19 protein-coding genes are annotated in these 22,141 nt (G+C 71.8%); 14 read left to right on the top strand and 5 right to left on the bottom strand.

All coding sequences use genetic code 11. The features are described from left to right. Positions 1-9: 9 nt before the first annotated feature. A complete protein-coding gene (hisC, locus tag ASE25_RS13785) occupies positions 10-1,167 on the bottom strand; it encodes a histidinol-phosphate transaminase (RefSeq protein WP_082619622.1) in 1,158 nt (385 codons plus the stop codon). A 146-nt stretch (positions 1,168-1,313) separates the two neighbouring features. Between hisC and ASE25_RS13780 the strand changes: the two genes are divergently transcribed. The 4 genes from ASE25_RS13780 (at position 1,314) to ASE25_RS13765 (ending at position 4,770) form a co-directional block, all read left to right on the top strand. Next, the gene (locus ASE25_RS13780) at positions 1,314-2,402 is read left to right on the top strand and encodes a 6-phosphofructokinase (protein ID WP_056774416.1); all 1,089 of its coding nucleotides are present in this window, start codon (positions 1,314-1,316) and stop codon (positions 2,400-2,402) included. Between the two features lie 4 nt (positions 2,403-2,406). Next, positions 2,407-2,784, top strand: coding sequence for a phage holin family protein (locus ASE25_RS13775; RefSeq protein WP_056775276.1), 378 nt, complete (start codon positions 2,407-2,409; stop codon positions 2,782-2,784). A 186-nt stretch (positions 2,785-2,970) separates the two neighbouring features. After that, complete coding sequence (locus ASE25_RS13770; protein WP_200959113.1) at positions 2,971-3,882, top strand: hypothetical protein; 912 nt, start codon at positions 2,971-2,973, stop codon at positions 3,880-3,882. A gap of 141 nt (positions 3,883-4,023) precedes the next feature. Beyond that, on the top strand, positions 4,024-4,770 hold the full coding sequence (locus tag ASE25_RS13765; RefSeq protein WP_082622875.1) for a TetR/AcrR family transcriptional regulator: 747 nt from the start codon (positions 4,024-4,026) through the stop codon (positions 4,768-4,770). Here the strand turns inward: ASE25_RS13765 and ASE25_RS13760 are convergent. Further along, positions 4,760-5,494: a dihydrofolate reductase family protein gene (locus ASE25_RS13760; RefSeq protein ID WP_056826103.1), complete on the bottom strand. Its 735-nt coding sequence runs from the start codon at positions 5,492-5,494 to the stop codon at positions 4,760-4,762. The two genes, ASE25_RS13765 and ASE25_RS13760, sit on opposite strands and share 11 nt — an antisense overlap. A 124-nt stretch (positions 5,495-5,618) precedes the next feature. On the opposite strand from ASE25_RS13760, the gene ASE25_RS13755 reads away from it, so the two are divergent. The 3 genes from ASE25_RS13755 (at position 5,619) to ASE25_RS13745 (ending at position 10,306) form a co-directional block, all read left to right on the top strand. Then, positions 5,619-6,815 (top strand): exonuclease SbcCD subunit D, encoded by a 1,197-nt coding sequence (locus ASE25_RS13755; RefSeq protein WP_056826101.1) that lies wholly within the window; start codon positions 5,619-5,621, stop codon positions 6,813-6,815. Position 6,816: 1 nt separating this feature from the next. Continuing rightward, positions 6,817-9,810, top strand: coding sequence for an AAA family ATPase (locus ASE25_RS13750; RefSeq protein WP_056826099.1), 2,994 nt, complete (start codon positions 6,817-6,819; stop codon positions 9,808-9,810). A 115-nt stretch (positions 9,811-9,925) separates the two neighbouring features. Next, on the top strand, positions 9,926-10,306 hold the full coding sequence (locus tag ASE25_RS13745; protein ID WP_056826098.1) for a DUF1304 domain-containing protein: 381 nt from the start codon (positions 9,926-9,928) through the stop codon (positions 10,304-10,306). Here the strand turns inward: ASE25_RS13745 and ASE25_RS13740 are convergent. Beyond that, positions 10,299-11,624, bottom strand: coding sequence for an MFS transporter (locus tag ASE25_RS13740; protein WP_056826096.1), 1,326 nt, complete (start codon positions 11,622-11,624; stop codon positions 10,299-10,301). The two genes, ASE25_RS13745 and ASE25_RS13740, sit on opposite strands and share 8 nt — an antisense overlap. A 7-nt stretch (positions 11,625-11,631) precedes the next feature. Then, positions 11,632-13,356 (bottom strand): phenylacetic acid degradation protein PaaN, encoded by a 1,725-nt coding sequence (gene paaN, locus ASE25_RS13735; protein WP_056774436.1) that lies wholly within the window; start codon positions 13,354-13,356, stop codon positions 11,632-11,634. A 104-nt stretch (positions 13,357-13,460) separates the two neighbouring features. Here paaN and ASE25_RS13730 point away from each other — a divergent pair, with 104 nt between their 5' ends. Beyond that, positions 13,461-14,681, top strand: a complete 1,221-nt coding sequence (locus ASE25_RS13730) for a 3-hydroxyacyl-CoA dehydrogenase NAD-binding domain-containing protein (protein WP_056774438.1) — start codon at positions 13,461-13,463, stop codon at positions 14,679-14,681. Beyond that, complete coding sequence (gene paaI, locus ASE25_RS13725; RefSeq protein ID WP_200959111.1) at positions 14,678-15,130, top strand: hydroxyphenylacetyl-CoA thioesterase PaaI; 453 nt, start codon at positions 14,678-14,680, stop codon at positions 15,128-15,130. The genes ASE25_RS13730 and paaI overlap by 4 nt, the downstream gene beginning before the upstream one ends. A 130-nt stretch (positions 15,131-15,260) precedes the next feature. On the opposite strand, the gene ASE25_RS13720 is transcribed toward paaI, so the two are convergent. Further along, entirely contained in the window at positions 15,261-16,817 is a 1,557-nt protein-coding gene (locus tag ASE25_RS13720; protein WP_056774440.1) for a DEAD/DEAH box helicase, read from the bottom strand. Between the two features lie 366 nt (positions 16,818-17,183). Here ASE25_RS13720 and ASE25_RS13715 point away from each other — a divergent pair, with 366 nt between their 5' ends. From ASE25_RS13715 to ASE25_RS13695, 5 genes are all read left to right on the top strand, one after another. Then, on the top strand, positions 17,184-18,086 hold the full coding sequence (locus ASE25_RS13715) for an ABC transporter substrate-binding protein (RefSeq protein ID WP_056774443.1): 903 nt from the start codon (positions 17,184-17,186) through the stop codon (positions 18,084-18,086). Between the two features lie 8 nt (positions 18,087-18,094). After that, positions 18,095-19,042: an amino acid ABC transporter permease gene (locus tag ASE25_RS13710; protein WP_056774447.1), complete on the top strand. Its 948-nt coding sequence runs from the start codon at positions 18,095-18,097 to the stop codon at positions 19,040-19,042. Then, a complete protein-coding gene (locus ASE25_RS13705) occupies positions 19,042-19,944 on the top strand; it encodes an amino acid ABC transporter ATP-binding protein (protein ID WP_056774450.1) in 903 nt (300 codons plus the stop codon). Before ASE25_RS13710 ends, ASE25_RS13705 begins: the two co-directional genes overlap by 1 nt. Before the next feature lie 103 nt (positions 19,945-20,047). Beyond that, entirely contained in the window at positions 20,048-21,367 is a 1,320-nt protein-coding gene (paaK, locus tag ASE25_RS13700; RefSeq protein ID WP_056774452.1) for a phenylacetate--CoA ligase PaaK, read from the top strand. Then, complete coding sequence (locus tag ASE25_RS13695) at positions 21,364-22,137, top strand: DUF402 domain-containing protein (RefSeq protein WP_056826094.1); 774 nt, start codon at positions 21,364-21,366, stop codon at positions 22,135-22,137. Before paaK ends, ASE25_RS13695 begins: the two co-directional genes overlap by 4 nt. Positions 22,138-22,141 lie beyond the last annotated feature (4 nt).

The raw sequence follows: 22,141 nt of genomic DNA, 5'->3' as shown, positions 1-22,141 counted from the left end.
TCGGCTCGGTCAGCGGGCCCCGAAGCGTTCGGCGACCTCGATGAGCCGGGAGTTCGCGTCCACCTCGCCGATCGTGACGCGCACGCCGTCGTCGCCGTACTGCCGCACCGTGAGGCCGGCCTCGGCACACGCCTGCGAGAAGGCCGTCGAGTCGGCGCCGAGCGGGAACCACACGAAGTTCGCATCGGACTGCGGAAGCTTCCAGCCCTGGTCGCCGAGGGCCCGGACGACCCGGTCGCGCTCGGCGACGAGCGACTCGACGCGCGCGTTGAGCTCGTCGAACGCGTCGAGCGAGGCGATGGCGGCCACCTGCGCGACCGAGTTGACGCCGAAGGGCGTGGCCGTCTTGCGGAGGGCGGCGGCGACAGGCGGGTGCGCGACGGCATACCCCACGCGGAGGCCGGCGAGGCCGTACGCCTTGGAGAAGGTCCGCAGGACGACGACGTTGGGGCGGTGGCGCCACGTCTCGAGCCCGCGCACGGCGTCGGGGTCGCGGACGAACTCGACGTACGCCTCGTCGACGACGACGATGACGTCGCTCGGGACCTTGTCGAGGAAGGCCTCGAGCTCCGCCTGGTGGACGCACGGTCCGGTGGGGTTGTTGGGGGTGCAGACGAGGACGACGCGGGTGCGGTCCGTGATCGCGGAGAACATCGCGTCGAGGCGGTGGCGGGCCCGCTCGTCGAGGCCGACCATGACGGGCTTCGCGCCGGCCAGCTGCGTGACGATCGGGTAGGCCTCGAACGAGCGCCACGCGAAGACGACCTCGTCACCGGCGTCGCACGCGGCGTTGACGATCTGGGCGAGGACCGCGACCGAGCCGGTGCCCGTCGCGATGCACTCGGCCGGGACGTCGAGCGCCTTCGCGAGCCGCTCGGTCAGCGCCGTGACGGCCATGTCGGGGTAGCGGTTCACCGTGGCCGCCGCGTCGTCGATCGCCGCGAGCACCGACGGGAGCGGACCGTAGGGGTTCTCGTTGGACGACAGCTTGTATGCCGTCACGCCGGCGGGTGCCGACGCGGGCTTCCCGGGCTTGTAGTCGGGCATCTGGGCCAGCACGTCGCGGAGCCGCACGGTGGCGCCCGACGCCTGCGGGGCGGCATACGCCTCGTCCGGGGTGGCGCTCTCGGTCACGCTCTCGCTGACGGTCTCAGGGCTGTCGCTCATACCCGAACTGTAGAGCCAGTGTCCACGCGGGCGACCGGCCCATGGACGCTCTCCTGACGGCGACGCCGGTCTGTGGCTAGGCTCACATCGTCGCGCCACCGCCGCCTCGACATCTTCTTCATGCCCAGCCTCACGAAAGTCAGATCATGCGCATCGGCATCCTCACCGGGGGCGGGGACTGTCCCGGCCTCAACGCCGTCATCCGGGGCGCGACCCGCGCCGCCGAGGTCACGTACGACAGCACCGTCATCGGCTTCCGCAATGCCTGGCGCGGGGTCATGGACAACGACTACGAGATCCTCGACGTCGACCGGTGCCGCGGCATCCTGCCCCTCGGTGGCACGATCCTCGGCACGAGCCGCGACCAGCCGTTCGCCCACGAGGACGGCCTCAAGCGCGTGCGCAAGGCCTACGACCGGCACGGGCTCGACGCCATCATCGGCATCGGTGGCGAGGGCTCGATGGGTGTCGTCAACCGCTTGCACGAGAACGGTTTTCCCGTCATCGGCGTGCCCAAGACGATCGACAACGACATCTCCCTCACCGAGATGACGTTCGGCTTCCAGACCGCCGTGCAGATCTGCACCGACGCCATCGACCGGCTGCACACGACGGCCGAGAGCCACCACCGCGTCCTCGTCGTCGAGGTCATGGGCCGCCACGTCGGCCACATCGCGATCTGGTCGGGCCTCGCCGGGGGCGCCGCGATCACGCTCGTGCCCGAGGAGCCCTTCGACGTCGACGAGGTCTGCGAGCGAATCGTCCACCGGCACAAGAAGGGTCGCTTCGCGACGATCGTCGTCGTCGCCGAGGGCGCGCTGCCCAAGGCCGGCACGATGGACATCCCGGCGCCCGAGGTCGACAAGTACGGCCACCAGATCCTCGGCGGCATCGGCTCGATCCTCGCCCGCGAGATCCAGGGCCGGACCGGCATCGAGAGCCGGATGACCGCGCTCGGCCACATCCAGCGCGGCGGCTCGCCCGTCGCCTTCGACCGAGTCCTCGGCACCCGCTTCGGTGTGGCTGCGGTCGAGGCCGCCCTCGACGGGGCCTGGGGCCAGATGGTCGCCCTGCAGAAGGGCCGCATCGAGCGCGTGCCCGTCGCCGAGGCCATCGGCTCGCTCAAGATGGTCGAGCCGGACCTGTTGCGTCTCAACGCGATGTTCCAGCCGCGGATCCCCGGCGACGAGCACCCCGGCCTTCCCGCCGATGCGCCTGCGCCCGTGGAACACTGAGCGCATGCTCCTCAACTTCGCGCTTCGGACGGTGGTCAACGCCGTCGCCCTGGGGGTGGCCGCGTGGGCCATCCCCGGCATCACGTTCGGCGGTGGCTCGACGGGTCAGGTCATCTGGACGGTCGTCCTCGTGGCCCTGATCTTCGGCATCCTCAACGCCTTCATCAAGCCGATCATCAAGCTCATCTCACTGCCGCTCATCATCCTGACGCTGGGCCTGTTCGTCTTCATCGTCAACGCCCTGATGCTCGAGCTCACGTCGTGGCTGGCCGGCAAGCTCGACCTCCCCTTCCACGTCGAGCACTTCTTCTGGGACGCCGTCTTCGGCGGCCTCATCATCACGTTCGTGTCGATGCTGCTCAGCTTCATCAAGACCGACTGAGGTCCCTGCGCCCAGAGCGCGTATGCCCTGAGCCCGCCTTCCACGGGGAGGGCGGGCTCTTGGCACGTCCGGACGTCGGCGCCCCCTACGCCCAGCGGTCGTCGAGGTTTCCCTCCGGGGCAGGCGGGGTAGGTACCACCCCGACTGGCGTTTACAACGTAAACCATCGACTCCCTGGAGACTCTCGTGGACAACATCAGCACAGCACTGACGGACCTGTGGAGGTCCGTGGCGCTCTTCGTACCCAAGTTCTTGGCCTTCCTGGTCATCCTCGTGATCGGCTGGCTCGTCGCCAAGGCCATCGGGAAGGTCGTCGACAAGGTCCTCGAGCGGGTCGGTTTCGACCGCGCAGTCGAGCGCGGAGGCATCAAGCGCGCGCTGGCCAGGAGCGAGTACGACGCGTCGACCATCGTCGGCAAGATCGTCTACTACGCCCTGCTGCTCTTCGTGCTCCAGCTCGCCTTCGGCATCTGGGGCCCCAACCCGATCAGTGACCTGCTCAGCGGGGTCATCGCATTCCTGCCCAAGGCCGTCGTGGCCATCGTCATCGTCGTCGTGGCCGCTGCGATCGCCGCTGCCGTGCGCGAGCTCATCACCAACACCCTGGGCGGCCTGTCCTACGGCAAGCTGCTCGCCAACATCGCCAGCATCTTCATCCTGGGGCTCGGCATCATCGCCGCTCTGGGGCAGGTCGGTATCGCCACCACCGTGACGATGCCGGTGCTCATCGCCGTGCTGGCGACCGTGGCCGGCGTGATCGTCGTCGGCGTCGGAGGCGGCCTCGTCAAGCCGATGCAGGCTCGCTGGGAGGGCTACCTCGACACCCTGGCCGAGGAGACCGGCCGGGTCCGCGAGCAGGTACGACAGGCCCCGGGCGTCGGCGAGCAGGCACGTCAGGCGAAGGCGCGTCACGACGGGGGCGACACCACCACCCCGGCCCCCCAGGAGGCCGCTTCGGCTGACGACTTCTACCACGGGCGGCCCGAGACGGGTCAGCCCACGGCGTCCTTCGACCCGACCCGGACCACGGCGTTCGAGGCCGACGACCAGCCCGACAGCCACTACCGTCCGACCAACGGCGGTCAGAGCACGTACTGACGTCCACTCCGGTCGAACCGGCTCTCGAACGGGCGGAATCCCCATGGGGTTCCGCCCGTTCGCGTCCGACCGGGGAGTGGGCGGTGCCAGCCGGGCATGATGGACTCGAGGGAACCACCGCCGAGCGTCCGAGGAGCAGCCATGACGACCCCGGGAGCCCCGCCCGAGCCGGAGGAGGCGGCCGGAGCATGCCGCGCCGACGGAGGGCACCGCCTCACCCGAGACCGCATCGTCGACGAAGCCATCGCGCTCGTCGACGCCGAGGGTGTCAACGCACTGACCATGCGCCGTCTCGGCGCACGTCTCGGCGTCGAGGCCATGGCCCTCTACCGCTACGTCAACGGGCGCGAGGACCTCCTCGAAGGAGTCGTCGACCGCCTCGTGTCCTCGCTCGAGATCGACCCCGGCACGCGCATGGAGCCCTCCGACGGCTGGCAGGCGTTCCTGCAGTGGATGGCGCACAACGTGCGACGGCTCGCCCTCGACCATCCGCTGGCCTTCCCCCTGATCGCCACGCGACACCCGGCGGCGCCGTGGCTGCGGCCTCCCCTGCGCAGCCTCGCGGTGGTCGAGGAGTTCCTCAACGGGTTGATGCAGCGCGGCTTCACCGAGGACCAGGCCGTGTGGGCCTACCGCACCTACACGAGCTTCCTGCTCGGCCACCTGCTGCTCGAGTCGGCCACCCGGGGGGCGCAGTTCTCGGGGCCGGAGACGCCTCTCGACGAGGGCGGGGCCCACCAGCCCAACGACGACGGGACGTTGCCCCTGGACGCCTTCCCCACCGTGCAGCGGCTGGCTCCGAAGCTCGAGGAGGACCGGGTCGAGGTGGACTTCGAGGAGGCCCTCGAGGCCCTCCTCGAACGGATGGATCTCCAGCTCAGCCAGTAGGAGCCCGGTCGGTGGCCGTCGCGTAGCGCAGGAGGAGCGCGCCGTCGTCGAAGCGCTCGACGTCGTCGAGCCGCAGGCGTATGCCGCCGGGTGGCCCCGCGTGGGGCAGCGTGACCAGCCGCTGGCCGTCCGGGTCGCTCGACACCACCGGGTCGAGCAGGACGACGATCTCGTCGACGAGCCCGGCGGCGAGCAGGGCGCCGGTGAGCGCGCCGCCACCGTCGGTGCGGACGTCGCGCACGCCGTGCGAACCCGCGAGGTGCGCGAGCCCTGCGGCGAGGTCGACGCGACCGGACGCCGGTCCGGTCGCGTCGACGTGCTCGATGCCGCGGCGGTCGAGGTAGCGCAGGTAGTCGGTCGGGGTGTGGCGCGTGACGAGGACGACGACGTCGCGGTACCACGGCTGGGACAGGGCGTGGGTCCAGCACCGCACGGCGCCGCGGCTGTCGGGGACGACGAGGAGCGGGCGCGGCTCGGTGACGAGCGACTCGAAGCCGGGCACGACGGGCACGCGCTCGGGCCGCAGCAGGATGCGCTGCTGGTCGGTATCGGACTCGGGCGGCCCGAAGGCGAGGGCGGTCGTGCTGCCCATGAGGATCGCGTCGCTGCGCCAGCGGAAGCCCAGCCGGTAGTAGCGGGACGGGTCGGTGTCGAAGCCGACGACCCTCCCGTCGATGCTGGCCTCGTTGTAGACGACGACGTGGGGACGGTCGGGGCGCTCCATCCGACCACGGTAGGGGTCCGCACCGACGGTCGCGGGCGCTCTCGCACCACCGCTCGGCGACGGGCGCAGGGGCCGTCGGGGTGTCGGTGTCGAGGGTGTGGGCGCAGGGTCCTACCGTCGTGGCATGCGGTTGCTCCACACCTCCGACTGGCACCTCGGGCGCACGCTCCACGGCGTGAACCTCCACGAGGCGCAGTCGGCCGTGCTCGAGCGCATCTGCGAGCTCGTCGAGGACCCACCCGACGGCATCCCGATCGACGCCGTGCTCGTCGCGGGCGACGTCTACGACCGCGGGGTGCCGCCCGTCGAGTCGGTCCAGCTCTTCGAGTGGACCCTCTCGCGCCTGTCGGCCGTCACCACCGTCGTCATCACGTCGGGCAACCACGACTCGGCGATCCGGCTCGGCTATGGCGCCGGCCTCTTCCGCGACAGCATCCGGATGGTCACCGACCTCGGCCAGCTCGACCTGCCCCTGCTCCTCGAGGGCAGCGACGGCGTGCAGGCCGTGGTCTACGGCATCCCCTACCTCGACCCCGACCACGCGCGCGTTGCGCTGGCAGGGGGTGGCGAGCCGCTGCCCCGGTCGCACCAGGCCGTCGTGGGTGCGGCGTGCGACCGCATCCGCGCCGACCTCGCCGACCGGCCCGGGGTGCGGTCGGTCGTGCTGGCCCACGCGTTCGTGGCGGGCGCCGAGCCGAGCGACTCCGAGCGCTCGATCATGGTCGGCGGCGTCGACCGGGTGGCCGGCACGGTCTTCCACGGCCTCGACTACGCCGCGCTCGGGCACCTCCACGGGCCGCAGGCGCCGGAGGCCGCAGACGGCTCGGTCGTGCGTTACTCGGGGTCGCCGCTGCGCTACTCGTTCTCCGAGCAGGACCACGAGAAGGTCGTGCTCCTCGTCGACCTCGACGCGTCCGGCCCGGCCCGGGTGACCCCGGTCGAGATCGTGCAGCCGCGCGCCATGGCGACGCTGCGCGGTCGCCTCGACGAGCTGCTCGAGTCGCCGTCGTTCGCGAGCGCCGAGGCCGCGTGGGTGCGCGTCACGGTCACCGACCGGGTGCGCCCCGACTCGCTCATGGACCGCCTCAAGTCCCGCTTCCCGCACGCCCTGCAGGTCTTCCACGAGCCCGAGGGCGCGATCGACCGCGGGCGAGGCGGCACGACCGTCGTCAGCGAGCGCGACCCCCGCGAGCTCGGCTCCGACTTCATCGCCTACGTCACCAAGACCGAGGCGAGCGGCGGCGAGGTCGACGTCTTCGAGGCCGGCTTCGAGGCCGCCGTCCGGGCCCAGCACCGGGCCGAGGCGCAGGAGGTGGCGTGACGTGCAGCTGCACCACCTGTCCATGACGGCCATCGGGCCGTATGCGGGCACCGAGGTCATCGACTTCACCACCGTCGGGCGCGCCGGCCTCTTCCTGCTCGAGGGGCCCACCGGGTCGGGCAAGTCGACGATCATCGACGCCATCACGTTCGCGCTCTACGGCAAGGTCGCGCAGGCCTCGGCCGACGTCGAGCGCATCCACTCCCACCACGCCGACCCGCGCACCGTGCCGGTCGTCGTGCTCGTCTTCGAGACGCAGTCGGGGCTCTACCGCGTCCAGCGCACGCCTCGCTTCGAGCGCCCCAAGTCGCGCGGCGACGGCACGACGGTGCAGCAGCCGACGATCAAGCTGTGGCGCCTCCAGACGCCCGACGACCTCGAGGGCGGCGAGCTGCTCTCGACCAACATCGGGGACTGCGACGACGAGATCACCCGCGCCGTCGGGCTCACCCGCGACCAGTTCGTGCAGACCGTGATCCTGCCGCAGGGCGAGTTCGCGACGTTCCTGCGCGCCCGGTCCGAGGACAAGGGCAAGCTCCTCGAGAAGGTCTTCGGCACGGCGTTCTTCCGCCGGGTCCAGGACGAGATCGTCGAGGCCGGGCGGGCCGCGCAGGCCCGGCGCCAGTCAGCGGTCGACGAGATCCGGCTCGCGGTGCACGCCCTGGCGGTGTCGGCCGGGCTCGAGACCGAGCGGCGCGACGAGCTCGAGGACCTGAGCCGCACGACGCCGGAGTCCCTCGACGCCGAGCTGGCCCAGGTCGTCGACGAGCTGACGACGCGCGAGCGCCACGCGGGCAAGGCGAGCCGCGAGGCCATCGAGACGCACAAGCAGATGGCCGACATGGTCAGCGACGCCCGGCTGCGCATGCAGCGCCGCGAGCGGCTCATCCAGCTCCAGCAGCAGGAGCACGACCTCGGCAAGCAGGCGGTGGCCTTCCAGCAGCTCGGCGAGGAGGTGGCCCGAGCGCGCCAGGCTCGCCCGGTGGCCGGCGCCGTGCGCACCCTGGCCCAGTCCGAGGCGACGCTCAAGCGCGCAGAGGCAGCCCTGACGCAGGCCCGCGCCCGCGTCGACCCGGCGCTGCGCGACCGCGGACCGACTGCCCTGCGCGAGGCCGCCGCCCAGGCCCGTGAGGTCGTCGGCTCCCTCACCGGTGCCATCGCGCTCGAGGGCGCGCTCGCCGGCCGCATCGCGGACCTGGCGCGGCTGCGCGAGCGGCTCGACGGAGCACGTCGGTCGGTGGCGTCGGTGACGAGCGAGCTCGAGGCCCTCCCCGGCACCATCGCCACGCACGAGGCGGCGCTCACAGAGGCGCGCCGTCTGGCGGCACTGCTCGACGGGCGCGCCGCCGAGGGCGATCGGGCGAGGGCCCGGCTCGAGGCGTCGGTGGCCCGCGCGGCTGCGGTAGCTCGGGTGCCGCGGGCCGAGTCGGCCGCGACCGAGGCGCTGGGCACGGTGGCGGCGGCCGAGTCGTCGCTCGCGGGGCTGCGCCGGGCTCGCATCGACGGGATCGCCGGCGAGCTCGGGCTCTCGCTCGTCGGCGGCGACCCGTGCCCGGTGTGCGGGTCCGTCGAGCACCCCTCCCCTGCCCGCCCGACCCTCGACGCCGTCACCCCCGAGCAGATCGACGCCGAGGAGTCCCGCGTCGTCCGGCTGCGCGAGCAGGCCGCCACCACCGCGGAGGCCCTCGGGGCCCTCCGGTCAGAGGTGCGCGAGCTCACGGCCCGGTGCGAGGGGCTCGACGTGACCGAGGCCCGCGCCCGGGCCGAGGCGACGGCGCACGACCTCGCGGCCTCGGTGCAGGCCCGGGCCGACGTCGAGGCCGGGGCGGCGCGTGTGACCGAGCTGCGCGACCGCGTCGACACGCTCAGCGCCGAGGCCGCCCGGCTCGGTGCCGATCTCGCGCGCGGCGAGCAGTCGGTCGTCGACCTCGACGGCCGCATCGCCGAGGAGACGGTCGTCGTCGAGCAGGCCCGTGACGGCCACCCCAGCGTCACCGCGCGACGCGAGGCTCTCGTCGCCGGCGCCAGCCGCATCGACTCCCTCGTCGACGCTCTCGGGCAGCGTGACGTCGCCGCGTCGTCGGTCGCCGAGGACACCGCGGCGCGCGACGCCGACCTCGCGCAGTTCGGCTTCGCCGACGTCGCCGAGTGGATGGCGGCCGACCGCGGCGCCGAGTGGATCAATGCCAACACCCAGGAGATCGCGGAGTTCGAGCGGGCCTGCACCCAGGTGCGCGCCGGGCTGACCGGGCCAGAGCTCGCCGACGTCCAGCTCGACGCCCTCTTCGACGACATCGAGCAGCTCGAGGCCCTCGCGGCCGCCGCGAAGAAGGACATGGAGGCCGCGAGCAACGAGCACGGGAGCCTCCGTGACCAGGTGACGCGCACCAAGCGACGGGTCACCGACATCCGCGAGGCCATGGCCCGCAACGCCGCCGTCATCACCTCGACCGCCGACGCCGTGCGGGTCGGCCAGCTCGTCGCGGGCAACGGCGACAACCAGCTGAACCTCGACCTCGCGAAGTACGTCCTCATCCGCCGCTTCACCGAGGTGCTGTCGGCGGCCAACACCGAGCTCGGCCGTTTCTCCGGCGGCCGCTACACGCTCGAGCACACCGACGCCAAGAAGGGCAACGCCAAGTCCGGGCTCGGCGTGCGCGTCCACGACATGCACACCAACCAGGTCCGCGAGGTCGGCACCCTCTCCGGCGGTGAGACCTTCTACGTCTCCCTGTCGCTCGCCCTCGCCCTCGCCGAGGTCGTGCGCGCCGAGTCCGGCGGCGTCGACCTCGGCACGCTCTTCGTCGATGAAGGCTTCGGCACCCTCGACCCCGACGTGCTCGACGACGTCATGCACACCCTCGAAGGGTTGCGCGAGGGGGGCCGCACCGTCGGCATCGTCAGCCACGTCACCGAGCTGAAGTCGCGGGTCGCCGACCGCATCGAGGTGCTCGTCAAGCCCGACCGCACGAGCACCCTGCGCATCACCGCCTGACCGCCTGACCGCCTGACCGCCGGAGCCTCCTCCACACGTCGAGAGGCCACGATCTGCGGGTCTCCACACGTCGAGAGGCCACGTCCTGCGGGTCCCGGACCCCTACGATCCGATCATGAAGATCGCCGCGAGCGTGTTCGTCGGGCTGGCCGCACTGCTGCACTTCTTCATCTTCTGGATGGAGAGCGTCGGCTGGACCCGCCCCGAGGTGTGGAAGCGCTTCGGCGTCGCTGACCAGGCGGCTGCCGACGTGACCCGGCCGATGGCCTACAACCAGGGCTTCTACAACCTCTTCCTCGGCATCGGCGCCGCGCTCGGCCTCGTGCTCTGGTGGACCGGCCACGACACGGCCGGGCGCACCCTCGCCCTCTTCTGCACGGGCTCGATGGTGGCCGCGGCCGCGGTGCTCGTCACGACCGGCCGCAGCTACGTGCGAGCCGCCCTGACCCAGGGCACGCTGCCGCTCATCGGCTTCGTGCTGGCCCTGCTCAGCTGACGTCGGCGGCGGTGCGCCTCACACGGGCCGCGCCGACGACGAGGATGACGACGCCGACCGCGGCCGACCCCGACGCGAGCGCCGAGTAGCCGAGCGACCCGACGACGATGCCGGCCGCCACGCCTCCCCCGGCACCCGCGAGACCCATGAGCACGTCGGCGAGTCCCTGGGTGGCGGGACGCTCGTCGGTCGTGACGACCGACGTGAGCAGGGTCGAGCCCGACACGAGGGTGCACGACCACCCCACCCCGAGCAGGAAGAGGGCGACGAGCAGCAGGCCGGACCAGCCGGCCTGGGAGCGCGACGCGAGCAGCGATGCGACCGTGAGCACGACGCCGCCCGTCATGGCGACCGGCGGCGCGCCCCACCGGTCGACGGCCGCCCCCACGAGCGGCGACAGGGCGAACATCCCGAGGATGTGCACCGAGATGACGAAGCCGATGACCTCGAGCTCCGCGTGACCGTGCTTCATGTGGATCGGCGTCATGACCATGACGCTGACCATGACGAGGTGGCCGAGCGCCATGACGAGGATCGCCTGGAGCGCCCGCGGGTTCGACCGCACCACGGCGAGGCCGCGGCGCATCGAGCCGTCGTGGTTCGGCACGTCGGCGACGCCGCCGGATGCCGGGTCGGCCACGACGTCAGGCGCCGCAGCCCGGCGCCCCTCCTCGCGGTGGGCGGCGTCGAGGGCACGCGCCGTGAGCAGCGGGTCGGGCCGCAGCAGCCGGTCGACGACGAGCCAGGCGGCCACGAAGCCGACGAGGGAGAAGACGAACGTCCCGGCCAGCTCGGGCAACCCGAGACGGTGCGCGAGCACCTTGCCCGGTCCGACGAGGTTCGGTCCGACCACCGAGCCGATCGTCGTGGCCCACACGACGATCGACAGGTCGCGCCCGCGGCGCGCCGGGTCCGCGAGGTCGGCGGCGGCATACCGCGTCTGGTTGTTGGCGGTCGTGCCGCCACCGAAGAGGAACATGCCGACGACGAAGAGGGGGAACGAGCGCAGCACGGCCGCCACGAGCACGAGCGACGCCCCGACGAAGGCCACGGCCAGACCCCAGCGCAGCCCGACGCGGCGGCCCCGGGCGGCCGTCGCCCGGGCGACGGGGATCGTCAGCAGCGCCGTGCCGAGCACCTGGGCTGTCGTGCCGACACCGGCGAGCGCCTCGGTGCCGCTGAGGTCCTCGGCGATCAGCGCGCCGACGGCGATGCCGCAGGCCATGCCGACCCCGCTGAGGATCTGCGACCCGACGAGAGTGCGGACCACCTTGCGTTGCAAGGTCGCCCGGTCGAGCTGAGCTGGAGCGAGGACCATCAGCAGCTCAGACGTGACGGCGCGACGTGATGACGCGGAAGCGGTTCGCGACGAAGGCGGCGTCGGTGTAGGCGGAGTTCGCGGCCGGGTTGGCCCCGGTGCCGTGGAAGTCGGAGAAGGCAGCCGTCTGGTTGACGAAGATCTGCCCCGTCAGGTTCTCGGACAGGGCGACCCCACCCTCGGCCGCCGCGTCACGCGCCGCATCGAGCACCGCGTCGCTCGTCGAGTAGACGGCAGCGGTCATGGCACCGTGCTCGCGCACCGTGTCGGCGAGCTGCGCGAGCGACTGCTCCGTCGAGGCCGTCCGGATGAGGAAGCCGACGGGACCGAAGCACTCCTGGGTGTAGACGTCCTCGCGGGCGACGTCGACGGCGACGAGACCCGGGGCGCGCACGACGGCGTCGCCCCACGTCGGGTGCACGACGCGACGCGAGTCGAGCACGACGCGGCCGTCGGCGTCCTCGGCGATCGAGGCGAGGGAGTCTGCGTTGGAGCGGACCTGGTCGTTGACCGTGGCCCCGAGCAGCTCGACGGCCTTGGCGTCGTCACCGGTGAGCCGGCCGACGGCGCCGGCCAGTCGCTCGCCGAACTCGTCGAAGGTCAGGTGGCCCTCGTCGGTGTCGACGCCCCCCTCGGGCACGTAGAGGTTCTGCGGGGCGGTGCACATCTGCCCGGAGTAGAGCGTGAGGCTGAAGGCGAGGTTGCCGAGCATCCCGCGCAGGTCGTCGGTCGAGTCGACGACGATCGAGTTGAGGCCGGCCTTCTCGGTGTAGACGAGCTTGCCGTGCGCGGCCGCCGACTCCTCGAGCCAGGCCCCGAAGGCCGGGCCTCCGGTGTAGTCGATGATCGCGACCTCGTCGCGCTCGGCGAGGGTCTTGGCGAGACCCTGCCCGTCGGCCTCGGCCGCGAGCTGCACGAGGGCCGGGTCGAAGCCGGCCTCGGCGAGCACCGACCGCGCGACCTCGACGGAGATCGCGAGCGGCAGCACGGCCCGCGGGTGCGGCTTGACGACGACCGCGTTGCCCGTGACGAGCGAGGCGAAGATGCCGGGGTAGGCGTTCCACGTCGGGAAGGTGTTGCACCCGATGACGAGCGCGACCCCGCGCGGCACGAGGCGGTAGTCCTTCTGCATCCGCGTCGGCGCGGGCTTCCCCTCGCGATCACGACCCGGCTTCTCCCAGACGACCGACGCGGGCACCCGCTCCTGCTCGACGAGCCCCGCCGCGATCGCCTCGATCGCCCGGTCCTGGGCGTGCGGGCCGCCGGCCTGGAACGACATGACGAAGGGCTGCCCAGACGTGTGCATGACGGCGTTGGCGATCTCGAAGCTGCGCTTGTTGATGCGGTCGACGATCTCGACGCACACCGCGGCCCGCACCTGCGGACCCGCGTCTCGCCAGGCCGCCATGGCCGCGCGTGCCGCCGCGAGCCCGGCATCGACGTCGAGCGCCGGGTAGGTCGCGCCGAGCGTCGGTCCGTAGGGGGAGACCTCGCTCCCCACGAGGGTGCCGTCGGTCGGCTGGCTCGACAGGGCGGCATACGCCCCGTCCAGGTGGGCCTCGTGCGCGGCGAGCCCGTCGGCCGCGGCCGTCTCGCCGTAGACGCGGGGGCTGGGCGACTCGGGGTAGCGGGAGTACCAGCTGCGGCTCGCCAGGGCCTGACGGATCTCGTCGAGGACTCCCGCGTGCGCGTCGAGCAGGGGGTGGGTGGGCGTCGTTGCCGGTGCAGTCACGGGTCGATGCTAGCCCCGCTCCGGACCTCAGCCGTATGCCGTCACGGGCGGTCCGCGACCGCCCGCCGCGCGCCCGGGGTGGGCCACGCGGCAGGATGGCGGGCATGGACAGGGACACCACCGAGGCCAGCACGGACCACCCCGACCAGTCCGCCTTCGGACCCGTCGGCGTCATCGGGGCGGGGGCCATGGGGGCCGGCATCGCCCAGGTGGCGGCCACCGCGGGCCACGCGGTCACCCTCGTCGACTCGGTGCCGGGCGCCGCGGCAGGTGCCGTCGACACGATCGGCGCCGCCCTCAAGCGGCTCGTGGACAAGGGCCGCCTGTCCGACGAGGACGCGTCGGCGGTGCTGGCACGCATCACCCCGGCCGCGTCGGTCGAGGAGCTGCCCGAGTGCGGCCTCGTCATCGAGGCCGTGCCCGAGGACCTCGACCTCAAGCGCCGGATCTTCGCCGACCTCGCCGACGTCCAGCCGTCGACGACGGTGCTCGCGACGAACACGTCGAGCATCGACATCGACGACATCGCCGCCGAGGTGGCCGACCCGGAGCGGGTGCTCGGACTGCACTTCTTCAACCCGCCGCCCGTCATGCGGCTCGTCGAGGTGGTGCACGGCGAGCGCACCGCGCGGGCCTTCGTCGAGCACGCCGTCGCGCTCATGGACGCCTGGGGCAAGACGCCGGTGCGGTGCAGCTCGACCCCGGGCTTCATCGTCAACCGCGTCGCGCGTCCCTTCTACGGCGAGGCGCAGCGCATCGTCGAGAGCGGCGTCGCCGACGCGGCGACGGTGGACTGGGCGCTCCGCGAGAAGGGCGGCTTCCCGATGGGGCCGCTCGAGCTCACCGACTTCATCGGGCAGGACGTCAACCTCGCCGTCGGCACGTCGGTGTGGGAGCAGACGGGACGTGACGAGCGCTACGCGCCGACGGCCTTCCAGCAGGGTCTCGTCGAGGCCGGCCGGCTCGGCCGCAAGACGGGCTCCGGGGTGTACGCGTATGCCGCCGACGGCTCGGTCACCGGTGCCGAGCCGGACGTCGAGCTCGCCGAGCGCCTCGTCGGTGGACCGGTCGCGACCGACCCGCTCGCGCGCACGCTCGCGATGCTCGTCAACGAGGCCGTCGACCTCGTCGCCCGCGGTGAGGCGAGCGTCGACGACGTCGACACGGCGATGCAGCTCGGCACGCGCTACCCGAAGGGGCCCATCGCGTGGGGCCGCGAGATCGGCTTCGACGTCGTCGCCCGGCAGCTCACCGAGCTCGACGAGGCCTTCCCCGGTGGTCGCTACCGGCCGAGCCCGGCCCTGACCGACGGGAGCCTGACGTGAGCGAGACCCAGCTGCCCGCCGGTGGTGGGGACGGCCAGGACGTCGAGGCCGGGGTCGCGTTCGCCCGGCAGATGTGGGACGACGACGTGGCCTCGCGACGCCTCGGCATGGAGGCCGCCGTCGTCGAGCAGGACCACGCCGTCGTGCGGATGGCGATCCGCGACGACATGGTCAACGGTCACGCCATCTGCCACGGCGGCTACATCTTCACCCTGGCCGACTCGTGCTTCGCGCTCGCCTGCAACTCGCGGGGGCGCCTCACGGTGGCGGCCGGGGCCGACATCTCCTTCACCGCGCCGGGCCGGCTCGGTGACGTGCTCGTCGCCGATGGCCACGTGCGCTCGGCGTTCGGGCGCAGCGGCATCACGGACGTGACGGTCAAGCGGGAGTCCGACGGTCAGATCATCGCCGAGTTCCGCGGCCGGAGCCGCAGCCTCAAGCGCCCCTGACCCTGAACCGTCGAAAGGCCAAAGTTCGCGGGTCCTCCTCGTCGAGAGGCCAAGGTTCGCGGGTGCCAGACCGTCGAGAGGCCAAGGTTCGTGACGAACCTTGGCCTCTCGACGATTGACGTGCGCTGGGTCAGCGGGAGCGGCGGCCACCGGCGCGGGTGCCGGCGGAGAACGCCGCGGCGCTGCCGCCGCTGCTCGTCGAGTAGACGGTCGAGGAGCCGCCGCGACGGCCGGAGCCGCCACCGTTGCCGGCGCCGCCCGAGCGGCGACCGCCGCCCTGGCCCTCGCCACTCTGGCCGGAGCGACCACGACCCGAGCCGCGACCACCGGCGCCGGGCCCACGAGCACCCTCGCCGGCCCCGCGACCTGCACCGCGGCCACCACCGGTGGCAGCGCCGCTGCCGCCCTGGCCACGCGCACGACCACGGGCGCGGCCGGAGCCGCCGGACGCCGAGTTCGAGCCCGAGCCGGAGCCCGAGCGGGCCGGGGCGTCCTCGCGGACGAGGCCGCCGGCATACGACCGGTCGCCGGGGGCGAGCTCGGTCAGGAGCGGGTGGCCGAGCTGGACGCGCGTCGTCGTCGGCTTGATGCCGGCCTTGCGGGTCAGGTCGCGCACGTCGCGCACCTGCTCGTCGAGCATCATCGTGACGACGATGCCGTCGTTGCCGGCGCGGGCCGTGCGACCCGAGCGGTGCAGGTACGCCTTGTGCTCGACCGGCGGGTCGGCGTGGATGACGAGCGCGACGTCGTCGACGTGGATGCCACGGGCGGCGATGTCGGTCGCGACGAGCGTCTGCGCGCGGCCCGAGTGGAAGTCGTCCATGTTGCGCGTGCGGGCACCCTGGCTGAGGTTGCCGTGCAGCTCGACGGCCGGAACTCCCGAGGCGTTGAGCTGCTTGGCGAGCTTCTTGGCCCGGTGCTTGGTGCGGGTGAAGACGACCTTGCGGCCCGGAGCCGCGGTGAGGTCGAGGATGACCGGCAGGTGCGAGCCGTTGTCGACATGGAGCACGTGGTGGCTCATCGTCGAGACGGGCGACTGCGCCGAGTCGGCCTCGTGCGTCACGGGCTGGTGCAGGAACTTGTTGACGAGCACGTTGATCGCGCCGTCGAGCGTCGCCGAGAAGAGGAGGCGCTGGCCGTTGCGGGGCGTCTTCTCCATGATCCGGCGCACGCCCGGCAGGAAGCCGAGGTCGGCCATGTGGTCAGCCTCGTCGAGGATCGTGACCTCGACGCTGTCGAGGTTGACGTGACCCTGCTGCATGAGGTCCTCGAGACGGCCGGGGCAGGCGACGATGACGTCGACGCCGTTCCGGAGGCCCTGGACCTGCGGGTTCTGGCCGACGCCGCCGAAGATCGTCTGCGAGTTGAGGCCGAGCGCCTTGGCGAGCGGGGCCATCGCGGTGTCGATCTGCGTCACGAGCTCGCGGGTCGGGGCGAGGATGAGCGCGCGCGGACGGCGGGCCAGGCGGCTCCGACGCGACTGCGAGAGGCGGGTCAGCAGCGGCAGCAGGAAGGCGTACGTCTTGCCGGAGCCGGTGCGGCCACGGCCGAGGACGTCGCGCCCGGCGAGGGAGTCGGGCAGCGTCGCGGCCTGGATGGGCGTCGGGGTGGTGATGCCGAGACCGTCGAGGATCGTGACGAGGTCGGCGGGCACGCCGAGAACGGCGAAGTTCGTGTCAGTGGACACAGGTGGATACTCCAAAAAGTGGAAGCGGTCGTTCTGCCCGGCGCGAAGGGCCTCAGCTGTGAGGTGTCGCGGCGCAAGAGCGAATCGACGGGGCCGGCGACACTCCGCCAGGCCAAGAAGAAGCGGCCCGAGGCAGAACTGGGCGGACCACTGGGACAAAGACTACCCGAGCGGGCGCCGAGGACGTTAACCGAGCCCTCGACGGGTGCCCGGCGAGGCCGCACCCGGGGCTTTCCTGTGGGCCCGCTAACGGTTCGGCTGCATCCGTGGGCACCCGCACCGAAAGGTGGCAGGATCGGCCAATCAGCCGGCGCACCGTAGCGCCCGCACCTGAATGACCGCGTTCGCCCCGGAAGGACCATCTTGATGCGTCGCATGTCCCTCATCGCCGTCACCGGCTTCGTCGCCGCCGGCCTCACGCTCTCCGCCTGTGGGTCGGACTCGCTGTCCAGCTCGCCGGGCGCGGGCAGCACCCCCGCCGGGACGGCCGCCGGCGGTGGCGTCGACCAGGCCCTCGCGGCCAAGGTTCCCGCCAAGCTGAAGTCGGCGGGCAAGATCGTCATCGGCACCGACCCGACGTACGCCCCGAGCGAGATGCTCGCGGGCGACGGCAAGACGGTCGAGGGCTTCGACGTCGACGTCTTCAACGCCGTGGCGGCCAAGCTCGGCCTCAAGACCGAGTGGGTCCCGGCCAGCTTCGACTCGATCATCCTCGGCGTGACGGGTGGCAAGTACGACGTCGGCGTCTCGAGCTTCACCATCAATCCGGACCGCAAGAAGCAGGTCAACATGGTGAGCTACTACAAGGCCGGCACCCAGTGGGTCGTCGCCAAGGGCAACCCCAAGGGTGTCAACATCGACGACGCCTGCGGCCGCAACATCGGCGTCCAGAAGGGCACCGTGCAGATCGACGACCTCACCGCCCGCAGCAAGAAGTGCACCGACGCCGGCAAGTCGGCCATCAACCAGATCGTCCAGGAGGGCCAGGACCAGGTCACGGCCGACGTCGTCAGCGGCAAGACCGACGCCATGCTCGCCGACTCCCCCGTCGGCCTCTACGCCGTCAAGCAGACCGGCCAGCTCGAGGCCCTCGGCGCCATCTACGACTCGGCTCCCTACGGCTATGTCGTGCCGAAGGACCAGACGGACTTCGCCAACCTCCTCGTCGAGGCGCTCAAGGCCACGCAGAAGGACGGCAGCTACGAGGCGGCCCTCAAGAAGTTCTCCGTCGAGGCCGGCGCGATCAGCGACTTCGCCCTCAACCCGTGAGTGATCCGGTGACCACACCGACCACCGACGACCGGCCGGGCCTCATCGAGGCCCGGCCGGTCCGGCACCCCGGACGATGGGTCGCGCTCGCCGTCATCATCGTCCTCGTCGCGATGCTGATCAGCTCGTTCATCACCAACGAGCGGTGGGGCTTCTCCAAGGCCCTGGAGATCATGAACCAGAAGCCGGTGCTCGAAGGGCTCTGGAAGGGCACCATCGTCGGCACCATCGGGTCGATGGCCATCGGCATCGTCGGCGGCGTGATCATCGCGATCCTGCGCCTGTCGCACAACCCCGTCCTGCGCGGCGTCTCCTTCGTCTACACGTGGTTCTTCCGCGGCATCCCGCGCCTCGTGCTCCTCGCGATGATCGGCAGCGGCGTCGGCTTCCTCTACGCCAACCTCGACTTCGGCATCCCGTTCGGCAAGCAGCTGGCCTCCCTCATGGGGCTCTCGAGCGACTTCACGTTCTTCACGCTCGACGTCAACCAGTTCTCGAGCAGCCTGCTGGCGGGCATCATCGGCCTCGGCCTGTCGGAGGCGGCCTACATGGCCGAGATCGCACGGGCCGGCATCCTGTCGGTCGACAAGGGTCAGAACGAGGCGGCGGCCGCGCTCGGCATGAACCGTGGCCAGTCCATGCGCCGCATCGTGCTCCCCCAGGCGATGCGCGTCATCGTGCCGCCGACGGGCAACGAGACCATCGCCATGGTCAAGGACACCTCGCTGCTCTCGGCCATCCCGATCATCACCGAGCTCTTCTACCAGACCCGCGCCATCGGCACCCGGACGCTGCAGATCATGCCGTCGTTCGTCGCCGTCACCGCCTGGTACCTCCTCGTCGGGTCGGTCCTCATGGTCGGGCAGTACTTCCTCGAGCGGCGCTTCGGCCGAGGCTTCGGCACCGGGGCACCCAACAAGCGCTTCGCGCGTCCGGCCGGGGCAGGAGGCGCCTGATGTCAGACACCACCACCAGCGAGCCCACGAGCGAGCCCACGAGCGGGCCCGCCACCGGGACCGACGCTCGCTCGCGCACCGGCGAGGACCAGCCCCTCGTCCGCGCGCTCAACGTGCTCAAGAGCTTCCACGGCAACGAGGTGCTCAAGGGCATCGACCTCGATGTGCACCGCGGCGAGGTCGTCTGCCTGCTCGGCCCCTCGGGATCGGGCAAGACGACGTTCCTGCGCTGCATCAACCAGCTCGAGGAGATCGACGGCGGTCGCATCTGGGTCGACGGCGACCTCGTCGGCTTCCGCGACGACGGCGGGCAGCTGCACCACCTCACGGACAAGCAGGTCGCGACGCAGCGCCGTGAGATCGGCATGGTCTTCCAGCGCTTCAACCTGTTCCCGCACATGACGGCTCTCCAGAACGTCATGGAGGCTCCCGTCCAGGTGCGGCGGGTCGGCAAGAAGCAGGCGCGGGCACGCGCGCTCGAGCTGCTCGAGCAGGTCGGCCTCGGCGACAAGCCGAACGCCTACCCGGCACAGCTCTCCGGTGGCCAGCAGCAGCGGGTCGCCATCGCCCGGGCGCTCGCGATGGACCCCAAGCTCATGCTCTTCGACGAGCCGACGTCCGCGCTCGACCCCGAGCTCGTCGGCGAGGTGCTCCGCGTCATGCGCGAGCTCGCCGACCAGGGCATGACGATGATCGTCGTGACGCACGAGATGGGCTTCGCCCGCGACGTCGCCGACCACGTCGTCTTCATGGACGGTGGCGTCGTCGTCGAGCAGGGCAAGCCGAAGGACGTCATCAGCAACCCGCAGCACGAGCGGACGCAGTCGTTCCTCAAGCGCATGCGCGCCGAGGACGACGAGGCCGCCGCCGACGCGGAGTCCCTGGAGACGCCGGACGCCTGACCGTCCCCGTGCACGTCGAGTGGGCGCTCTCTCCCCGGAGACAGCGCCCACTCGACGTCATGGGCGAGGAGCCTCGGCCGGACGGTGTGGGCACAATGGGCCCATGACGACGGAGTCACCCGAGAGCCGACCGCGCCTGCCGGACCACGAGATCCCCACGATCGGGGTCGACGAGCTGCGGGGCACCCAGCTCGAGCGGCTCCAGCAGACGGTGCGGACGGCATACGACAACGTCCCGCACTACCGAGCAGCCTTCGACGCCAGGGGATTCCACCCCGACGACCTGCGCTCGCTCGACGACCTGAGCCGGATGCCGTTCACGACGAAGGCGGACCTGCGCGCCAACTACCCCTTCGGGATGTTCGCCGTGCCGCGCGAGCAGGTCGTCCGCGTGCACGCGAGCTCGGGCACCACGGGCCGTCCGACGGTCGTGGGCTACACGAAGGCCGACATCGACACGTGGGCCGACCTCATGGCCCGCTCGATCCGGCTCGCCGGCGGTCACCCGGGCGACGTCATCCACGTCGCCTACGGCTACGGCCTCTTCACCGGGGGCCTCGGCGCGCACTACGGCGTCGAGCGTCTCGGCGCAACGGTCGTGCCGGTGAGCGGCGGCATGACCGAGCGGCAGGTGCAGCTGATCCGCGACTTCCAGCCCCGCGTCATCATGGTGACGCCGAGCTACTTCCTCAGCCTGCTCGACGAGATGGAGCGCGAAGGCGTCGACCCCGCGACGACGAGCCTGCAGGTCGGGATCTTCGGTGCCGAGCCGTGGACCGAGTCGATGCGCCGGGAGATCGAGCGACGCACCGGCATGGACGCCGTCGACATCTACGGCCTCTCGGAGGTCATGGGGCCCGGCGTCGCCCAGGAGGCCGCGACGACGAAGGACGGCCTCCACATCTGGGAGGACCACTTCTACCCCGAGGTCATCGACCCGATCACCGAGGAGGTGCTGCCCGACGGTGAGCTCGGCGAGCTCGTCTTCACGTCGCTGACGAAGCAGGCGATGCCCGTCATCCGCTACCGCACCCGCGACCTGACGCGGCTGCTGCCGGGCACCGCGGTCCCGTCGATGCGGAGGATGGAGAAGGTCACCGGTCGCACCGACGACATGATGATCGTCCGCGGCGTCAACGTCTTCCCGACGCAGATCGAGGAGCACGTGCTCGCCGAACCGCGGCTGTCGCCGTACTTCCAGTGTGTCCTGACGCAGCCCGGCCGGATGGTCGAGCTGACCGTGCTCGTCGAGCCGCTCTCGCGGCTCGAGCCGGGTGCCGCCGAGCAGATCGCCCGGACGCTCGAGGCGACGATCAAGGCCCGCATCGGCACGACGTGCCGCGTCGAGATGCGCGAACCCGGCTCGATCGAGCGCTCGATCGGCAAGGCCCGCCGGATCGTCGACGAGCGGCCCAAGGCATGAACGCGCACCGCACCGGACCCGTGCTCGAGCCGTATGCCGTGTCGGCGCCCGAGGGGGCCCGCCCGCTCGGCGTCGCCCCCTTCCTCGACCCCGGTGAGGTTGTCATGTGGCGCTACCGCGACCACGCGTGGGAGCCGGGCCACCCCGAGACGGCGTCCCCGATGCGGGTCGTCCGCGACGACGAGCGGGGTCTCGTGGCCTGGCTCGCGCCCGGCACCGTGCACCTGACGAAGCGGTGTGCCGACGGCTCGGACCTGCGCGACGTGCCGATGGGCGAGCGGTTCCTCCGGGACGCTCAGCGCGTGCAGGCGCGCACGCGGTGGCACGGCGCCGGCATCCTGCGGATCGCCCCGGTCGGGGTGCCGTGGTCGGTGTGGCTCTTCTGGGACGTGCCCGACGGCATCGACCCGGCTGACCCCTCAGGACACGACGCCTGGGAGTTCGGCGGCTGGTACGTCAACCTCGAGACGACCCACCAGCGTTGCGGCGCAGAGACCTTCACCGGAGACCACGTGCTCGACCTCTGGATCGAGGCGGACGGCACGGTCAACGTCAAGGACGCCGACGAGCTCGTGGCCGCCGTCGAGCAGGGACGCGGGACGCCCCATCAGGCGGACGCCATCCGGCACAACGCGGAGCACGCCCGTGCCTCGTTCGCCGCCCGCGACTGGCCGTTCGCCGACGAGTGGACGCGGTGGCGGCCGGACCCGACGTGGACGACACCGGGCCTGCGCGACGACGAACGCTGGGACGTCGACCTCGTCGACTGACGGG

Origin of the sequence: Terrabacter sp. Root85, assembly GCF_001429185.1 — a bacterium.
Lineage (GTDB): Bacteria > Actinomycetota > Actinomycetes > Actinomycetales > Dermatophilaceae > Terrabacter.
This window is presented reverse-complemented; position numbering and strand designations above follow the sequence as displayed.

What these genes read in the sequence shown, in the direction of transcription:
- hisC (WP_082619622.1), bottom strand. Translation starts at nt 1,167, where the DNA reads ATGAGCGACAGCCCTGAGACCGTCAGCGAGAGCGTGACCGAGAGCGCC.
- ASE25_RS13780 (WP_056774416.1), top strand. Translation starts at nt 1,314, where the DNA reads ATGCGCATCGGCATCCTCACCGGGGGCGGGGACTGTCCCGGCCTCAAC.
- ASE25_RS13775 (WP_056775276.1), top strand. Translation starts at nt 2,407, where the DNA reads ATGCTCCTCAACTTCGCGCTTCGGACGGTGGTCAACGCCGTCGCCCTG.
- ASE25_RS13765 (WP_082622875.1), top strand. Translation starts at nt 4,024, where the DNA reads ATGACGACCCCGGGAGCCCCGCCCGAGCCGGAGGAGGCGGCCGGAGCA.
- ASE25_RS13760 (WP_056826103.1), bottom strand. Translation starts at nt 5,494, where the DNA reads ATGGAGCGCCCCGACCGTCCCCACGTCGTCGTCTACAACGAGGCCAGC.
- ASE25_RS13755 (WP_056826101.1), top strand. Translation starts at nt 5,619, where the DNA reads ATGCGGTTGCTCCACACCTCCGACTGGCACCTCGGGCGCACGCTCCAC.
- ASE25_RS13745 (WP_056826098.1), top strand. Translation starts at nt 9,926, where the DNA reads ATGAAGATCGCCGCGAGCGTGTTCGTCGGGCTGGCCGCACTGCTGCAC.
- ASE25_RS13740 (WP_056826096.1), bottom strand. Translation starts at nt 11,624, where the DNA reads ATGGTCCTCGCTCCAGCTCAGCTCGACCGGGCGACCTTGCAACGCAAG.
- ASE25_RS13730 (WP_056774438.1), top strand. Translation starts at nt 13,461, where the DNA reads ATGGACAGGGACACCACCGAGGCCAGCACGGACCACCCCGACCAGTCC.
- ASE25_RS13715 (WP_056774443.1), top strand. Translation starts at nt 17,184, where the DNA reads ATGCGTCGCATGTCCCTCATCGCCGTCACCGGCTTCGTCGCCGCCGGC.
- ASE25_RS13705 (WP_056774450.1), top strand. Translation starts at nt 19,042, where the DNA reads ATGTCAGACACCACCACCAGCGAGCCCACGAGCGAGCCCACGAGCGGG.
- paaK (WP_056774452.1), top strand. Translation starts at nt 20,048, where the DNA reads ATGACGACGGAGTCACCCGAGAGCCGACCGCGCCTGCCGGACCACGAG.
- ASE25_RS13695 (WP_056826094.1), top strand. Translation starts at nt 21,364, where the DNA reads ATGAACGCGCACCGCACCGGACCCGTGCTCGAGCCGTATGCCGTGTCG.